Origin of the sequence: Kitasatospora sp. NPDC086009 (genome assembly GCF_044540385.1) — a bacterium.
Classification (GTDB): Bacteria; Actinomycetota; Actinomycetes; order Streptomycetales; family Streptomycetaceae; genus Kitasatospora.
Map to the genome: position 1 here is coordinate 78,204 of NZ_JBITSA010000024.1, position 15,122 is coordinate 93,325.

The 15,122-nt window shown below is 73.8% G+C and carries 15 protein-coding genes and 1 pseudogene; 5 read left to right on the forward strand and 11 right to left on the reverse strand.

Features of this window, described 5'->3' with window-relative positions; translation table 11 throughout:
* Positions 1-32: 32 nt before the first annotated feature.
* On the forward strand, positions 33-968 hold the full coding sequence (locus tag ACIF6L_RS34985; RefSeq protein ID WP_396491637.1) for a hypothetical protein: 936 nt from the start codon (positions 33-35) through the stop codon (positions 966-968).
* Between the two features lie 184 nt (positions 969-1,152).
* Complete coding sequence (locus ACIF6L_RS34990; protein WP_396491636.1) at positions 1,153-1,734, forward strand: hypothetical protein; 582 nt, start codon at positions 1,153-1,155, stop codon at positions 1,732-1,734.
* A gap of 89 nt (positions 1,735-1,823) precedes the next feature.
* Here the strand turns inward: ACIF6L_RS34990 and ACIF6L_RS34995 are convergent, their stop codons facing one another.
* The 9 genes from ACIF6L_RS34995 to ligD all read right to left on the reverse strand — a co-directional run bounded on the left by ACIF6L_RS34995 (position 1,824) and on the right by ligD (position 12,348).
* The gene (locus ACIF6L_RS34995; RefSeq protein ID WP_396491635.1) at positions 1,824-2,375 is read right to left on the reverse strand and encodes a hypothetical protein; all 552 of its coding nucleotides are present in this window, start codon (positions 2,373-2,375) and stop codon (positions 1,824-1,826) included.
* Between the two features lie 34 nt (positions 2,376-2,409).
* Complete coding sequence (locus tag ACIF6L_RS35000) at positions 2,410-3,804, reverse strand: hypothetical protein (protein ID WP_396491634.1); 1,395 nt, start codon at positions 3,802-3,804, stop codon at positions 2,410-2,412.
* Between the two features lie 258 nt (positions 3,805-4,062).
* Complete coding sequence (locus tag ACIF6L_RS35005; protein ID WP_396491633.1) at positions 4,063-4,842, reverse strand: hypothetical protein; 780 nt, start codon at positions 4,840-4,842, stop codon at positions 4,063-4,065.
* Between the two features lie 328 nt (positions 4,843-5,170).
* Positions 5,171-5,659, reverse strand: coding sequence for a hypothetical protein (locus ACIF6L_RS35010; protein WP_396491632.1), 489 nt, complete (start codon positions 5,657-5,659; stop codon positions 5,171-5,173).
* Positions 5,652-6,398: a hypothetical protein gene (locus ACIF6L_RS35015; protein WP_396491631.1), complete on the reverse strand. Its 747-nt coding sequence runs from the start codon at positions 6,396-6,398 to the stop codon at positions 5,652-5,654. Before ACIF6L_RS35015 ends, ACIF6L_RS35010 begins: the two co-directional genes overlap by 8 nt.
* Entirely contained in the window at positions 6,388-7,473 is a 1,086-nt protein-coding gene (locus tag ACIF6L_RS35020) for a hypothetical protein (RefSeq protein ID WP_396491630.1), read from the reverse strand. Before ACIF6L_RS35020 ends, ACIF6L_RS35015 begins: the two co-directional genes overlap by 11 nt.
* 429 nt (positions 7,474-7,902) lie before the next feature.
* Complete coding sequence (locus ACIF6L_RS35025) at positions 7,903-10,428, reverse strand: CDP-glycerol glycerophosphotransferase family protein (protein WP_396491629.1); 2,526 nt, start codon at positions 10,426-10,428, stop codon at positions 7,903-7,905.
* Between the two features lie 324 nt (positions 10,429-10,752).
* Positions 10,753-11,244 (reverse strand): hypothetical protein, encoded by a 492-nt coding sequence (locus tag ACIF6L_RS35030; protein ID WP_396491628.1) that lies wholly within the window; start codon positions 11,242-11,244, stop codon positions 10,753-10,755.
* A 144-nt stretch (positions 11,245-11,388) separates the two neighbouring features.
* Positions 11,389-12,348 (reverse strand): non-homologous end-joining DNA ligase, encoded by a 960-nt coding sequence (ligD, locus tag ACIF6L_RS35035; RefSeq protein WP_396491627.1) that lies wholly within the window; start codon positions 12,346-12,348, stop codon positions 11,389-11,391.
* A gap of 88 nt (positions 12,349-12,436) precedes the next feature.
* On the opposite strand from ligD, the gene ACIF6L_RS35040 reads away from it, so the two are divergent.
* Genes ACIF6L_RS35040 through ACIF6L_RS35050 form a run of 3 tightly spaced genes read left to right on the forward strand, consistent with a single transcriptional unit; the run spans position 12,437 to position 13,737 of the window.
* Positions 12,437-12,658 (forward strand): hypothetical protein, encoded by a 222-nt coding sequence (locus tag ACIF6L_RS35040; RefSeq protein WP_396491626.1) that lies wholly within the window; start codon positions 12,437-12,439, stop codon positions 12,656-12,658.
* Between the two features lie 39 nt (positions 12,659-12,697).
* A complete protein-coding gene (locus tag ACIF6L_RS35045) occupies positions 12,698-13,015 on the forward strand; it encodes a hypothetical protein (protein WP_396491625.1) in 318 nt (105 codons plus the stop codon).
* The gene (locus tag ACIF6L_RS35050) at positions 13,009-13,737 is read left to right on the forward strand and encodes a hypothetical protein (RefSeq protein ID WP_396491624.1); all 729 of its coding nucleotides are present in this window, start codon (positions 13,009-13,011) and stop codon (positions 13,735-13,737) included. The genes ACIF6L_RS35045 and ACIF6L_RS35050 overlap by 7 nt, the downstream gene beginning before the upstream one ends.
* A 29-nt stretch (positions 13,738-13,766) precedes the next feature.
* Here the strand turns inward: ACIF6L_RS35050 and ACIF6L_RS35055 are convergent, their stop codons facing one another.
* The gene (locus ACIF6L_RS35055) at positions 13,767-14,297 is read right to left on the reverse strand and encodes a hypothetical protein (protein WP_396491623.1); all 531 of its coding nucleotides are present in this window, start codon (positions 14,295-14,297) and stop codon (positions 13,767-13,769) included.
* A gap of 267 nt (positions 14,298-14,564) precedes the next feature.
* Positions 14,565-15,122, reverse strand: a pseudogene (locus tag ACIF6L_RS35060) (protein-L-isoaspartate O-methyltransferase); the annotation flags it as partial.

Consider the following 15,122-nt stretch of genomic DNA (forward strand, 5'->3'; position numbering starts at 1 on the left):
CACCGACCATCCGCCCCGAGGAAGACGCTGCGATGCCCCCGACGACTCGACCCTCCGTTCCCAGGCCCGGCGACGACGAGAAGAAGATCATGAAGCTCGCCGAGAAGCGAGCGAAGGTGTTCCTCGACGAGGCCCGCCGGCGCTACCCCCAGGGATTCACCCAGCTGAACGGCATGGCGGCATCACGCGGGACCAGCCTGGACTGGCCGGACTGGTGCTGGCTGCCCATGGGCGCGTCCTACGCGGTCGTCTCCGGCGGCGGTAACCGCCGCCTGTCCCCGCTCGATCCCCGCAGGGCCGATGTCGCCCGCCTGGCGGCCCTGTCCGCCTGGCGCCTGACCAAGGGCGTCTACTGGATCGACCCGGACGCCCAGGAGAAGCACATCTCCCGCATGTGGAAGGACCGGGCCAACCTGGTCCCGGCCAACCCCCGCCTCGACGCTGCCCACCTCCAGCGCAGCCTGCCCCAGCACTGCGTCTACATCGCCCTGCCTCCGCTGGCCGGACCGATCAAAGTCGGCCCCGTCACCCTGCCGCTGGGCCTGTTCATGCACCTGGAGCACGACACCAACAACGGCCGGCCGGAACTGCGGCTCCTCGCCGACACCGACGGAACGTGGGAGGGCCTGCTGGCCCATCCCGTGCTGCTCGACCGCCCCACACTCCTCGCCTCCACTCGCGAACTCGGCAGCAACGCTTTCACCACCCTGCTCGACGGCACGCAGGACGATGACGCCGAGGAGGCACTGGTCGAGTTCGCCAACAGCGCCCTGTTCACGCTGTGGCCGCTGGTCGAGGCCCTGACCGACCCGGAGGCGGAGATCGGCGGCTGGGAGCTGCCCGGAATCCGGCCCGAGCCCGCCGTGCCCGACCACCACAACGGCCGACCCGCCTGGCAGGCCGCCGACACCACCAGCCACTGGCGAGTCAGCCTCGCCCCCCAACGACCGACCCTCCGCGCCACCTGAGACACGCGGCCGACCACCACCCGGGGGCGCGGCGAGATCGCCGCACCCCCGTGGGTTCCACGAGCAGGTGACAGTACCGCCGTTCTGCCCCCGTGACCCCGCTGCCACCCCTACGCTGCGCAGCAGCGATCGGGGCGTCCGTGCGCCGACCGCCGCTGACAGGCGAGCCGGAGAGGGGGCGTCGGTGACCGAGGTGGACCAGGTGGTGGTTCGCTACCGGCCGCAGCGGGCCAGGGTGGCCAAGATCCTCGTCTCGCACGCGGTGATGGCCCACCAGGCGCCCGGGTGGGACGAGGGTTGCGTGGTGCGCAGCTCCGGATTCGTCCTCTGGGGTGGCCATGACCCTCTCAGCGTGCGGTGCCGCTACGTCCACTACGAGGGCACCGAGGTGACCGAGGGCGAGTATCACGACCGGATCCGCCGGATCCTGGACCGCGCCGGCTACGAGACCGAGCAGATCGACGCCCCGGCCTGCGCCAACGTCGGCGTTCGGGTCACCGGCATCCGGCTGCTCGAGGCGGAGGACCATCGGCTTCTCGACGCCCTGGCGCGCGGCCGGCTGCGCCTGGCCGGCGGCCGCTGGCACGACGACAGCCGGCCCGGCCGGCCGCTCGCTCACACCACCCCGGTCCGGGACTACGTGCTCGGCGGCCTGGTCGAGCTTGGCCCGGATCAGGTCGGCAGGCTCACCCCGGCAGGCTGGGAGCTGTACCGCCGGGCTACCCAGGGCACTGTCCCGGCCGTGGACCTGAGCGAATACGGCTGACCGGTCGGCGGGAGGCCATCGCCCGGAGGCAGGGCCGAACCCGGCCCCGTCGGTTCAGCGGTACTGCTGCGCGCGCTCCTCCGCCATCGTCAGCGGCCGCGGAACGGGTCCGGGCGCTCCCCGGTGAGGACGTCGTGAACGATCTCCGCGACTTCCCGCGCACCGGCCTCGGTGGCCGGGGCGTAGACGGAGAACACCCTGCTCTGCGGCTGGTTGACCATCACGTCCCACCCGCCGTTGAGGTAGATGCCCACCGCCAGGCCGGTGCGGCCGTTCCAACCCCAGGCCGGGCCGCCCGGCAGCGGCTCGACCGCGGCACCGGTCCGGCCGGCGGTCGGGGCCAGGGTCAGCCCGGCCTCGGTGAACGCCGTGGTGAGTGCCTTCGTGAGCTGCTGCAGCTCGGCCAGCGACCGGTCGGGCCCGCGGTGGCGGTACCTCGTTCTGGTGGCCTCGGTGGCGGCCGTGATCAGCGAACCGAGGTCCGCGCTGGCGCGGTCGTGCCCGTGCCTGGCCGCGGCCTCGTACAGGTCGTCCAGCAGCGCGGCGACCTCGGCATGGACGGTCGGTCCGAACAGTCCGGCCAGCCGCTCGTAGGCGCGGGCGACGGCAGCGGTGGACTCCGGCGACGGGGTGGTGCTCATGGCCTTGTGCTCCTTGCTCGTCATCGGGCAGCGGTCAGCGGTACAGGTCGGGGTCGAACCCGGCGGAGCCCTTCATCAGCCAGGTGGCGACTCCGAAGATGAGGTCCTGGTCGTGGCCGGCGCGGGCGCGCGGCTGGAACCACTGGTCCGCCACCGCCTTCCACCCGCCCGCCCGGTCGGCATGCCGACCGAACAGGGCGGAGAGGGTCTCGGCGACCTCGGTGTAGGAGTCCGGGTGTCGCACCCAGCCCTCCAGGACGTCGGCGATGCCCTCGGCCGCCGCCTCGTCGTAGCGCTTCGGCTTCTTGCTCAGCTCCTCGCCGATCCCCCACGCCAGAGAGAGCAGGCGTTCAGCCTCCCAACTGTCCTCACGGCCGGACGTCAGCGGATGCGGCCCGCCGAACACGAGCCGGGGCAGGCGCTGCTCGGCCAGGTACAGCGCGACCAAGGTGGACGCGACGGCCTTGCGGCCGGCCTGCTGCCACAGCGCGGCCAGGCGCTCGGCGGAGTCGTCGCCCGCGATCTCGTGGTTGACCGGGCGCACCGGGCTCCGCTCGGCCACGATCCGCGCGTACGGCCACGGCTCCTCCAGTCCCTCCCGCTTGAAGCCGAACGAGGCCTTGTAGAGGCCGTTCCCGGCGGTGAGCCAGCCCTGCCACCGGGCGTCGACCAGCCGGTACGGCCAACCGCCGGCCAGCTCCTCCTGGACGTCGGACCAAGCGGTCAGGTCGGGCTGCGGGTCCAGGTCGACCGCGACCGGGCATCGGCCGCGCCCGGCCGCATCCACGTCCAGCTCTGAGACGGCGATGGTCTTGCCCTCGCCGCCCGCGACGACCGGCACCATGGTCACGTTCCTGCGGCCGGCCCGCTCCGGCGGCGGAAGAAGTGCGGCAAGTCGTGGGTCGATGCCCCGGGTCCGGACGCCGGCCTCCGCCAGCACCACCACGCGCTGGCCGAGTTCGGCCGCATCAAGCTCTTCGATCGCGGAGCCGTACTCACCGAGCTTCGGCCACCGCTCGGCGACCGCGTGCAGGGCCGTGCGGCGCAGATCATCCACGGTGTCCGCCAGTGCGAACTTGCTGCTCCAGTCCCGCAGTGCCTGCACCGTGGCGGCCGCCTGCACGAAACCCGGCTCATCCGCAGTGTTGCTGTACAGCGGCATCACGGTCGCAGCGGCCGGGTACTCGTCCCCGGCCAGGCCGGTCAGGGTGGCCCAGGCATCGGCGACCAGCTGCGCGCACTCGCGGCGCTGCTCGGCGGTGTCACCCGGAGCGGTCACCGCGAGCTGCACGAACAGCGTGCGCAGCGACCACGCCGCGGCGCCGGATGGAGGGGTGGCTCGCAGCAGCGCGGTGTACGGGGTGGTGGAGCCGGCCTGCTGCGCCTGGCGGGCGCGGGCGCCGGCACGGGAGGTGTTCTTCTTCGTCACGGTGCTCTCGGATCCGGCGGGCCTGCCCACGCGCTCCCCGCCCGATGGGCACGGCGAAGCGACACGGGCGTCTGGTGTGGACCCCTTGGTCGTACGACGCCCGTCCCGGCGTGGGCGGGGTGGGCAGCGACGAGCGGCAGTGCGTGTCCAGCCGCGGGGTCAGCGTAGTGGATCGGGCCCTGGCCGGGGCCCGATCCACCTGGTTCAACTGCCGTCGGCGGGGCCGGGCGAACACCCGGCCCCGCCGACGGGGGCCGGTCAGCCCGTCTGGCCCAGGACGCGGGCGACCGCCGAGCCGGCGTGCTGGTTGACCAGCTCCACCAACGTCTCCACCGCGGTGGTGGCGTCCATCACCAGTCCGGGTCCGGACAGCGTCGTCGGGACGTGGAGATGGGCCTTCGGGAGGGTGAGCCGCACCGTGGTGTTGGTCAGCACCGCCACCTTGTCCTGGACGAGGTCGGGCGTTTCCCGGCCCCGGAACTCGTCGTCAGCGGAGAAGCGCTCCCGCTCCCAGTCCTGCCAGTCGTACGGCCACCGGTCCGCCCCCACGAGATGCCCGTGCGACAGCGGCATCGACACCGCGACCGCCAAGGCACCCTCGTAGTCGTCCCGGTACACCCGCACGGAGGTCAGGTCGGGGCGGATCCGGACGAACCCGGGGGACATCACCGGGCCGGTGGCGATGCGCCAGGCCTCCCCGGCGAACCGCGCCGGGTCAAGGTCGCTCTCGTCGCCCCAGTAGTTGAAGGCCTCGCCCTTCATCCGGACGTAGGCGGCGTACCGGGAGCCCCCGGCGTGGTCGGCGTTCGCACGGTCGTAGTCGTAGTCGATCCGGACGAGCGTGGTGGGGGACCAGGCGAGGGACATGCGGGTACCTCCGGTGGTGGGGGTGGCCGGAGCCTGGTCGGGCTTGCCAGCGGGGGCGGAGCCGGCGGCCTGCTCGGCGCGCAACAGCTCGGTGTAGGGGATCTCGGGGTTGTCCTGCTGCGCCGCGCGGGCGCGCTTGGCGGCCGTGGAGCGGTTGCGCTTGGGTGACACGGGGGCTTCGATCCTGGCGGGTTGTCCCACGCACCCCGCCGGAGAAGGCAGTTGGGTGTCCAGCTACACGGGAACCCTTGAGTCCCTAGTCATCGGCGACGCCCGGACACCCCCGGCGTGGGCGGGGATCGGGCAGCGACGAGCGGCAGTGCGTGTCCAGCCAAGGGGCAGACTACAACGCCGGCGCCGCTGCTGGGGAGGTCTTCGGCCGAGGGCCACCCGACCAGCGGTGCGCGCCCGGGGCCGGGGAACATTCATGTGCTGCCCGGCCGGGTGGCCGGCCGGGCAGCAGGGTGTTCACACGTCGTCGGCGGTTGCGGGCGGCGTATCAGAACAACGGCGGTTCGAACGACGGGTGTTCGTCCTCGACCCGCCAGAGCAGGCGGATGTAGCGGGCGGGGTAGTCGGTGATGTCGGCGCCGGCCCGGCGCACCGCGAAGGGGGGTTCGCCCTCGACCTGGACCCGGGTGAGGATGGCGTTCGCCAGGGGGATCCAGGCGTCGCGGTGGGTTCCTCCGCCGAGTTCCGCCAACCCGTGGTCGGGGTCGCGGCGGAACCAGGGGGCGTGGAGGGTCACGGTCGTGCCGTCGGGCAGCGTGAGGAGCGCCGGCGGCCCTGGCGGCCGCAGGGTGAAGGTGTCGGCCATGCCGTGGGCGTGCAGCCAGTGGTCGACGGCGTCGGCGTCGAACGTCGGGTGCACGCCGTCGCCGCCGACCGGTGCGGGGAAGTCGTCGTGCCGCCGGCGCCAGTTGACGACGGCGGCCCGGCCGACGTGGGCGCGGCGGGCGATCTGTGCGAGGAGCAGTGGTTCAGACATGGCGGGTCACCGTGATGGTGGGGCCGAGGGTGTCCAGGCGCTCGTCCACCCGCCGGGTCGCCTCGGCCAGGCGTGCCTTGTGGGGCTGCTCGGTGAGCCGGCCGGTGCTGGTGCGACATGGCGCGCCCGCGTCCTGGCCGCACGTGTCGTTGCCGCACTCGATTGCCAACACCTCGACGCGGATCGCCTTCTCCCGCTCGGCGGCGCGGCGGCCGGCGGCGACCTTGGACTCCACGAAGTGCACGCCGTCCATGGCCTCGGGGAACGTGGTCGTCTCGACCTGCGACCACCTGTGCATGGGGTGGTCGGCGGGGACGGTGCGGCCGCGCTGGGCCAGCATGATCAGCTGCTTGTAGGTGGGCACGACCGCGGGCGGGTAGGCCTGGCGGCCGGTGGTGTCGCGGACCTCTTCGCGAGCGGCGGCGCCCCAGCGCCGGCCGTCGTCGAAGGTGGCGGCCAGCGGGAGGTCGCCGTCGGCGGCGGCCGCCAGCCGCTGGACGGTCCCGGCTTCCCGGGCGATCTCGTCGGCGCTCCGGTTGAGGGTGTCGATGAGGTCGGCGAGTTCGACGGGGACGGCCGGGGTCTCGGCGGCGCGGCCGAGCTGGCGCAGCAGGACGGCGGCGCTCGACATGTGGCCTGCGATCTCCTCCAGGGTGATGCGGCGCCCGGCGCGCAGGTGGGCGGTGTCCGCGGGGTCGGTGCTGGTCTGTGCGGCGGTGGTGGTGGGGTCAGCGGGCATCGGCGCACAGTTCCTCGGTCAGCTCGGCCTGGCGGGCGCGGGGGAAGCCGGACATGCCGGCGGCGATGCAGAACAGGTAGCGCACCAGGCCGTCCAGCTCGGCGCCGGTCAGGTCGTCGCTCAGGATCCTCTCGGCGCCGGGCCGGCCGGTGGCGATGAACGCGGACAGCAGCAGGTGCAGGGTGGTCAGCGCCGGGGCCTGAGTCATCATCGGGGGCGGCTGCTGGCGGTAGTAGCGCACGGCTGCCTCCATGCCGGTGCCGTAGTAGCCGGTGGAGAGCACGTACTGGGCCAGGAGGAGAGCGGCCTGGCGGCCGGCGGCCGGCCCGCGCTCGACCAGGCCCTGGAAAAGGTCGTGGGCGTGCTCGGTGATCTCGTCGTCCACGGTGCCGGCCAGCGCGGACTGCACGAGCATCGGCAGTGGGATCCCCGCGGCCAGCTGCTCGCCGGTCAGGAACACCAGGCCCTCGCCGGTGAACGGGTTCTCGGGGGGCTCGGTGGCCTCCGGCAGGTCGTCCTCCGGATCCTGCGGGTCCTGCTGCGGGTCGTCCTCGGTGGGCGGGGCGGCCGCGGCCGCGAACTCTTCGGGGGTGGCGCCGAGCGCGGCCCACAGGTCGAGAGCGTCCTCCACCACGTCGCGCACCTCGGTCAGGCTCAGCTCCTCCAGCACGGCGAGCATCGGTGCGGCCGGGGCGGGGCCCTCCAAGCTCTCGTCGAGCATCCGGCGGGCGACCTTCCACACCCGTACCGAGGCGGGCGACATCAGGCCAGGGGTAGGCAGCAGGCTGAACGGCAGCCCGGCCAGGTGGGCCACCACCAGCCGGTCGCCGGCCACCAGGGCGGGGATCGCGGAGTCCTGGCACGGTCGGCACCCGGCGCGGGCGGCACCGACCAGCGCGGCCGCGGGGCACAGGCTCACCTGCCGGGTGACCCCGTACAGGCGGGAGTCCAGCACGCCGAAGTCGGGCGCCGGGTGCTGGTGTCCGGATCCGCCGGCGGCGGCGGTGTAGGGGGCTCCGGTGGCCCGCTGCTTCGCGCGGGCGGTCTTCTTCTGGGAACGCTTGTTCTTGGGCACGTGATGCCTCTCGGCGCGGTGCTCGGTCCCGCGACCCGGGCCCGCGCGCAGCATCAGCGCAAGGCGGTGGGTGGACCTGACGGACGTTCAACATCGCGCGGTGCGGGAGCTCTTCGACTCCTACCACCTTGACCGCTGTGCCGCCCGTCGCGGGCAGGATCGGCGGGACTCGGGCTCGGCGCGCTAGCCCATACCTCCACAGGTACGGACAACACCCTAGCGGCACCAGATCACACGCGATACCACCAGACACCACGTGTTACCACGCGAGTCCAGGAACTCGCCGTCCGGCACCGGTTCGCCGAAACCCGGGCGGCCGACGACGATGCGCAGGCGGCCAGGGCTAGGGCCGCTGCGCTGGCCGACCGAGCCCGGCTCCGGCGGCGCTCGCGGCCGCGGGCCAGGAGTAGCCAGGGTGTCGGCCGGTGTTCAGCGGCCGGCGCCGAGTTGGAGCATCCGGTCGACCACGCGGCGCGCGGCGCCGCCGTCATCGAGTCGGCAGTGTGTGTCGCGGAAGGCGCGGTAGCGCTCCCGGTACCCGGCCGGGGGGCGGGAGCGGTCGTCGGCGAGGCCGCGCAGCGCGTCCAGTAGGTGGCACGAGGTGGGGATGAGCGGGCCGGGGGCCTGGGCCTCGAAGTCGAAGTAGAAGCCGCGCAGGGTGTCGCGGTAGTGCTCCAGGTCGTAGGTGAAGAAGAGCACGGGGCGGCCGGTGATCGCGAAGTCGAACATGATCGACGAGTAGTCGGTGACCAGCACGTCGGCGATCAGCAGCAGTTCCTGGACGTCGGGGTAGTCGCCGCAGTCGTAGAGGAAGCCGTCGCCGGCGCCGGGCAGGGGTTCGCGGACGTGGGCGTGCGGGCGGATCAGCAGGACGTGGTCGTGGCCGAGGGCGCGCCGGGCGTGGTCGAGGTCGATCCGCAGGTCGAGGCGGAAGCCGTCGCCGTCGCCGCGGCGCTGGTCCTCGCGCCAGGTCGGGGCGTAGAGCACGACGCGCTTGCCGTCGGGGATGCCGAGCCGGCGCCGGACGGCCGCAGCGGCGTGCTCGTCCTGGCGGGCGAGCACGTCCCCTCTCGGGTAGCCGGACTCCAGGATCTCGCCGTCATAGCGGAACGCCCGGCGCAGCAGCGGGGTGGCGAAGGGGCTGGGGGAGAGCAGCAGGCTCCACTGCGGGGTCTCCCGGTCGAGGGCCTCCAGGTAGCCGTGGTCGGCGAGCCAGGGGTTCTCGACGTCGTGGGCGATTCGCTTGAGCGGCGAGCCGTGCCAGGTCTGGACGACCACCTGGCCGTCCCGGCGTTCGAGGAAGTCGGGGAAGTGCGTGTTGCCGACCAGGTAGCGGCTGGTGGCGAGTGCCTCGTACCACTCGGGGCTCCAGATCCGCACCGCGCGGACGCCGGCGGGCAGTTCGGCCTGGGCGTCGTCGACCGTCCAGAGGTGTTCCAGCGGCTCGCCGCGTCGGGCGAGTTCGGCGTGCACCGCGCGCGGTGAGTCGGCGTAGCCGCGGCCGCCGAACACGTCGTACAGCACCGTGTCGCGCAGCGGCTGCCGGCGGGCGGCCGGGTAGCCGGCGGTGCGCTGGCGGGCCTGGGTCCAGGCGCTGCGCTCGGTGGGGGTGAGGACGGGGGTGGAGTCCAGGAGCAGGGTGTCGTTCCAGCGGCGTTGGAGCAGGATCCGCTTGCCGCCGGCTCCGGTGGCGGCGGGCAGTGCGGGGAGCACCGCGGGGGCGGCGATCAGCGGCCGGGCCGGCCCGCTGTGGCCGGCCGGGTGCAGCGAGGCCTCCCAGATGCCCTTGCGCAGGGGCAGTGCGGTGCCGTCGGAGCCGGTGCGGGTGGCGGGCAGCTGGATTCGGAACCGGCCGCCCTCGGCGGTGGCCACCGGGTGGCGGATCTCGCCGGCCGTGCCGGTGTGGCGCAGGACGAGTTCGAGCGGCTCCGGGGCGGGGCAGTGGCCGCTGAGCTCGAAGCCCCCGGCCCGCACCGCGATGCGCTCGACAAAGCCGGCCGCCGGCTGGACGCAGAACTGGAGTCGGCCGTCGGCGAGGTGCTTGAGGTAGAGGACCCGGTCCGCGGTGTCGGGCAGGGGGTGCTGACCGGCCACCGGGCCGCCGCGTTCGTCCAGGGTCAGCTGCTCGGTGGAGCCGTCCGGGCGCAGCAGTTCGGCGTCCCAGTGCTCCAGCTCATCGGTGCCGCGCCCGTCGGCGGTGAACGGCCGGTAGGGCAGGTGGGCGGTGAACATGGTCTTCGATGCCTGGGTGAACCGCACCGGGGAGGTGAGTACCGCGGCCGACTGACGGTGGCGCAGAGTGAGGAGTGTGCCGGGCGGGCAGTCGAGGGCGAAGCCCGCCAGTTCGATGCCGCTGTCGCCGGCCCGGACGTTGGTGATCCGGACGCGGACCCTCTCGACGCGCAGCCGCAGCCGATCCTCATGGAAGTGGGGGACGACCCGGACGTCGCGGTCGATCCACCCGGCGAGGGGGTATTCGCCGGAGCCGCACCAGTGCGGGGCGATGCCCCCGCTGAGTCCGCGGCCGCGCAGGTTGCCCGGCAGGGCGCCCCGCGCTCCGGTGAACAGCGCGGCCTCGACGTCCCAGTCGGCGTCCGGTCCGTCGGCAACGGCCAGCCGGGCCGGGTCGATCAGGGCGGTGAACCCCGACCAGTCGTGGTTGTGGTCGGGCTGGGCGCTGTCGTCGGTGACTTCGGGCAGCAGACGCGGCCGGGACCGGACCTCGACCGTGCGCCCGCCGGCCGGGTCGCGCAGGGTCAGCCAGGTCCACGAGCTGCCGCGGCGGGCACTGTCCTGGTCCTCGCGCAGGCCGTAGCCGGTGAGTTCGAGCCTGTGCCCGACCCATCGAGACCTCAGGAGCGCGAACCGCGCGTCCGAGCCGCCCTCCCCCGGGAAGTGGCGCGGCCGCGAGGGAAGGCCTCCGGTCGCCCGAAGCCTCAGGGCGGTCGAATCCACGCGGCGCATGATCTTTTCCCGACGATGAAGAGAGATTCCCCTGACCGCCGACAGGCATTCCGGAGACTGACCGCCGATATTAGGTCATCGACCGCGTACAGAGCGAAGACTTTAGCCACGGTTTGATAACCCATGCCCTTGGCGACGGGCCCCCTTGACATGATCTTGGCGCTTTATTTACCTGACAATTCGCCCAAAGCGCCGACCCCCAGGCCGCAGGGCACGACGGCACCAGCGGCCGACGCCGACGCCCCTCCCGCGTGCGGTCGGCCACCGCCGAGCAGGGGGGGCGCCGCTTTCAAGCGGACTTCCCGAGCGTGCCCGTCAGCCGACCTCGAAGGCCCGCGGATCGAGCCGGCCGCTCACCACCCGGGCGATCGTGTCCAGCGCGGCGCGCAGCCGCAGATGCTCGACGCCGTCCACCACCGCGGTGGTGCGCACGAGCGGGCTGGCACTGGCCAGCGTGCTGTACCCGGCGCCCGGCCGCCCGTACAGGACCTGGCCGACCGTCACAGTCACCGAGTGCCCGACCGGCAGAGTCAACGTCACCGTCGCGCCGGCGGCCACCGCCCGCTGCCCGCCCAGAGCGACATCCTCCCGGTCCGCCTCGGCGGCGAGCTGCGCCCGGCCGTGCAGATCGGCCCGTGCGGTCTGCGCGCGCTCAAGAGCCTCGCGCAGGTGGTCGACCAGATCGCGGGTCATCTCGGTGATCCGCTCGGTCGGCTCGGCCGGATCGATCCCGGTGGCCAGCCGAGCGAGGGCGATGCACAGGTGCCACGCCACCTCGGCGAGCGGCTCCGGCTCGGCGGTGAGCATCGCCAGCCCCACCACCTGGTCGGCGACGTCGCCCAGGGCCCGGACCTCGTCCGCGTTCAGCGGCGCGTAGCGGGGCCGGGGCGGCGGCCCGTAGGTGGCGCCCTCGGGGGCATGCCCGGCTCAACGACGCGCCGCGACGCCGGGTTACGACGGGCCGGCGCGCAGGCCTCGCCATACCGGCTGGCGCAGCCGGCCCGCGGGGGTGAGCTCCAGGAACTCGACCTCGGCGTGGAGCTCGGGGCGTACGAAGCGCACCTCGGTGCCGCGCGGCAGTCCCAGGCCCGTCCGGGCGCCGGTGAACGGTGACGTGGACTGGTCGAGGCGGCGCAGCGCGGCGGCGAGGGCGCGGCGTTCGGCTGCGGTGAAGCCGGTGCCGACCGATCCGGCGTAGAGGAGCCGGCCGGGTTCGCCGGTGGGCGCTCCGACCAGGACGGCGCGCACCGTGGTGCCGGCCGGGCCGCCGGGCAGCCAGCCCCCGATGACGACGTCGGCCGTGCGCAGGTGCTTGATCTTGATCCAGTCGCGGGAGCGGGCACCGGGCCGGTACGGGGAGTCGGCTCGCTTGCAGATGATGCCTTCCAGCTGGTGCTCGCGCGTCCAGGCGACGGCGTCGGTGAGCGACTCCCACGCCGGGGGAACGCGCAGCCCGGGCCGGTCCAGGTTCAGGTCCTCCAGCAGGGCGCGCCGGCGTCGGTAGGGCTCGGTGAGCAGGGGCCGGTCGGTGTGGGGGAGGTCGAAGGCGATGAACAGGGCGGGGGCGGCGCGGGCGCCGGCCTGGACGGAGGCTGGGCGGGTGCGGTGGATGCGGCCCTGGAGCGCGGCGAACGACGGCGTCCCGCTCCGCATGACGACCAGCTCGCCGTCCAGGACCAAGGGGCCGGGCACGTCGGCGAGGGCGGCGGCGACCTCGGGGAAGCGCTCCGTGTAGTCGGTGCCGTGCCGGCCGAGCAGCCGGGCCCGCCCGTCCTCCAGGTAGGCGCAGGCCCGGGCACCGTCCCATTTCACCTCGGCGCACCAACCCGGCCCGGACGGCAGCGGCCCGGCCGTCGCGAGCATCGGTTCGATGTGCGGCAGCCGGACCCGCGCGGATCCTCGGGAGGCCATACCTCCAGCATCCGACCAGATCGGCCGACGCCGGAACGCGATGCCGCCGAGCGGCGCAGCGCACCGGCCGACGCGCGAGGATGGAGGGGTGACCACCTCACCCCGCTACCGGCGCGGCGACCTCCTCGAAGAGGCCGGCGGCCGGCTCCTGCGGGTCCTGGCCGTCGGCGACGAGGCCTACTTCCTGCGCCGCCTGGACGACCAGCCCGGCCGGGACATCGAGCCGGCCGAGAGCGCGTGGGCCTTCGCGGGCTGCGAGGACGCGACCCATCGGATCCGCATGGGCGCAGATGAGACCACCGGCGCCTGACGTTTGACCAGCTCGAACGGATGTTCGATCGTAAGGGGTGTGCCGACCTACCCGTCCCGACGACCGCCCGCCGGCGCCCCCGGCTCCTGGCGCGACGCCCGCCGCGCGCCCGACGGCGAGGTCGAGCAGGCGGCCGCCCTGGAGCGCCCGGCCTGGACGGTCGCCCTGCTCGCCGTGGGCGGCACCCTGGTCCCCGCCCTCATCACCGCGTGGCGCCCCCTCGCCGCCGGCCGCTGGGCCGCCCACGTCCAGTGGGGGCCGCCGCCCGCCGCAGACTGGGTCATCTACACCCCGCACACCCTGCTGCCAGCCACTGTCACCCCCCGCACCGACCGGCCGGAGGCCGGCCCATGCTGACCCCCGTCCCGGACCTGGACCCGGGCAGGGACCGAAGGGACCGACTCGCCGAACTTCTGGCGGACACCTCCCCCGAGGCCCGCCGCGCCCGACTGAACGCCAGCACCTGGCCCGCCCTGGACACGATCGCCCCGCTGCTGCCCGACGGCCGCCTGCCCCGCGGCTGCGCCGTCGAAGTACTCGACGACCGCTACCTGCTCGGCGCCCTGGCGGCCGGCGCCGCCCAGCACCCCGACCTGTTCCTCGGGATCGTCGGCCTCCCCGACCTCGGCTACGCCGCCCTGAACGGGCTCGGCGTCCCCTACGCCAGACTCGCCTGCGTCGACGACCCGGGCCCGCACTGGCCCGAGATCGTCGCCGCCCTCGCGACGGACGGCGCGTTCGGCGTGGTCATGCTGCAGCCCACCACCGCGCCCCAGCCCCGCGACCAGCAGCGTCTCGCCGCCCGGCTCCGGGAATCCGGCACCACCCTGCTCGTGACCACTCCCTGGCCCGGCGCCGCCTTGACCCTCGCCAGCGATAACCCCCGCTTCGCGGGTCTGGGCGACGGCTGGGGACAGATCACCTCCCGCACCGTCACCGTGCACTGCACCGGCCGCGGCCGCGCCGGCGTCCGAACCCGCACCACCACCCTGCTCCTGCCCGGCCCCGACGGCACCGCCCAACCGCTCACCCCGGCCGCCGAGCAGAGCGTCCCCACATTCGACGCCGCCACGGCGTAGCCCGAAGGCCGGGGTCGGATCCGGCGACGCTAGTCCACCTCGTACGGCAGGACGCTGAACACACCGGTCACGGACACGGCGGCGTCGATGATCTCCTTGCCGTTCTCGTGGTCGATCTCCAGCGGCCTCTCCGAGATCAGGACGTACAGCACGGCGGGGGTCGGCCCGTACCACGTCGGCGTGCCGGTGACGTTGGTGTGCCGGAACGCCTTGCCGGGTCGGCCGATGTCGAGGCGGCCGCCGGCGAACCGGACCTTCCAGCCCATCCGGGCCGCGCCGCGCAGCTGGGCAGGGGTGTGCCGGGCAGGCGTGCCGTCGGCGATCTGGGTGAAGCCCTCCAGCCCGCCGAGGAGGTATGGCACGGAACTCTGGCCGGCGAACTCGCCGCTGACGATCTCGTCGTGGAAGGCGGGGTAGAGGAGGAGCGCCGGCCGGCCCGGGCCGAGCGCTGGGCCGGTGAAGGTCTCCAGCGTGTGGAACGGCAGGTCATCGGGGAGCTGTCCGGAGTCGTTGCTGAAGGCGTAGTCCGGCACGCTGAGCACCGGCTTTCGTCGAGTCATGTGCACCGAGCGTAGTGCCGCAACTACCCGGCCGGGGTGACTTGCTCAGGATCGACCCGGACCTGCCACACCCAGTCGTCCGGCCGGGCTCCGAGCCGCTGACGCCGCGCCCGCGCCAACGCCTGCCCCAGCGTCGGCGGCTCGACCTCGGCCAACCGCTCCGCCGGTACCCGCCGGGGACTGCGTGACCCGGCCAACCGCACCGGCACCCGCAGATCAAGACCCCGACCCAGACCACCACCAGCACGAACGCTGCTCATACCGTGCTCAACGAGCCGGCCCGCCGGCCGCTACCGCCCCGCCGACGGCCCACCGTGGGCCGTCCACCGGATCCTTCAGCCACACGAACTGGCGGTCCGGACGCACCGTGATGCCGTAGTCGCACGGCTCCGGCCGGCCCAGACTGTCCCACTGCGCCCAGGCGACCATCAGTTCGTCACCGATGCGCCGATCACCGCCCTGGTGCAGCACGGTCGTGCCGTCACCCACCGCGCCGAACGCCGCCCACGAGGTGGCTCCGTCGTGGACCCAGGCGTTCACCCCGTCTTCGTCCCGCCCGGTGGTGATCACCGCGTCCGGCACCGCCACCCGCAGCGCGAACGTGAGATCCCAGTTCCCCTCAAGAGGCTCGAGATCCCGCTCCACCACCCGCTCGGTCTCGGCCGGGCCCTCGCCACGGACCGCCGCGTACCCGGCGAACCCGGCCACCGGCGGCGCCGCCCCGGCCCGATCCGCCATGAACTGCCCCAGGCCCTGCACCCAGCCCGTCGCGCTGCGGCCATCGTCGGCGACCGTGAGGGCGACGTGGCCCAGCCGTCCCCACGG

What these genes read in the sequence shown, in the direction of transcription:
- ligD (WP_396491627.1), bottom strand. Translation starts at nt 12,348, where the DNA reads ATGGCCTCCCGAGGATCCGCGCGGGTCCGGCTGCCGCACATCGAACCG.
- ACIF6L_RS35030 (WP_396491628.1), bottom strand. Translation starts at nt 11,244, where the DNA reads ATGCTCACCGCCGAGCCGGAGCCGCTCGCCGAGGTGGCGTGGCACCTG.
- ACIF6L_RS34985 (WP_396491637.1), top strand. Translation starts at nt 33, where the DNA reads ATGCCCCCGACGACTCGACCCTCCGTTCCCAGGCCCGGCGACGACGAG.
- ACIF6L_RS35010 (WP_396491632.1), bottom strand. Translation starts at nt 5,659, where the DNA reads ATGTCTGAACCACTGCTCCTCGCACAGATCGCCCGCCGCGCCCACGTC.
- ACIF6L_RS35015 (WP_396491631.1), bottom strand. Translation starts at nt 6,398, where the DNA reads ATGCCCGCTGACCCCACCACCACCGCCGCACAGACCAGCACCGACCCC.
- ACIF6L_RS34995 (WP_396491635.1), bottom strand. Translation starts at nt 2,375, where the DNA reads ATGAGCACCACCCCGTCGCCGGAGTCCACCGCTGCCGTCGCCCGCGCC.
- ACIF6L_RS35050 (WP_396491624.1), top strand. Translation starts at nt 13,009, where the DNA reads ATGCTGACCCCCGTCCCGGACCTGGACCCGGGCAGGGACCGAAGGGAC.
- ACIF6L_RS35055 (WP_396491623.1), bottom strand. Translation starts at nt 14,297, where the DNA reads ATGACTCGACGAAAGCCGGTGCTCAGCGTGCCGGACTACGCCTTCAGC.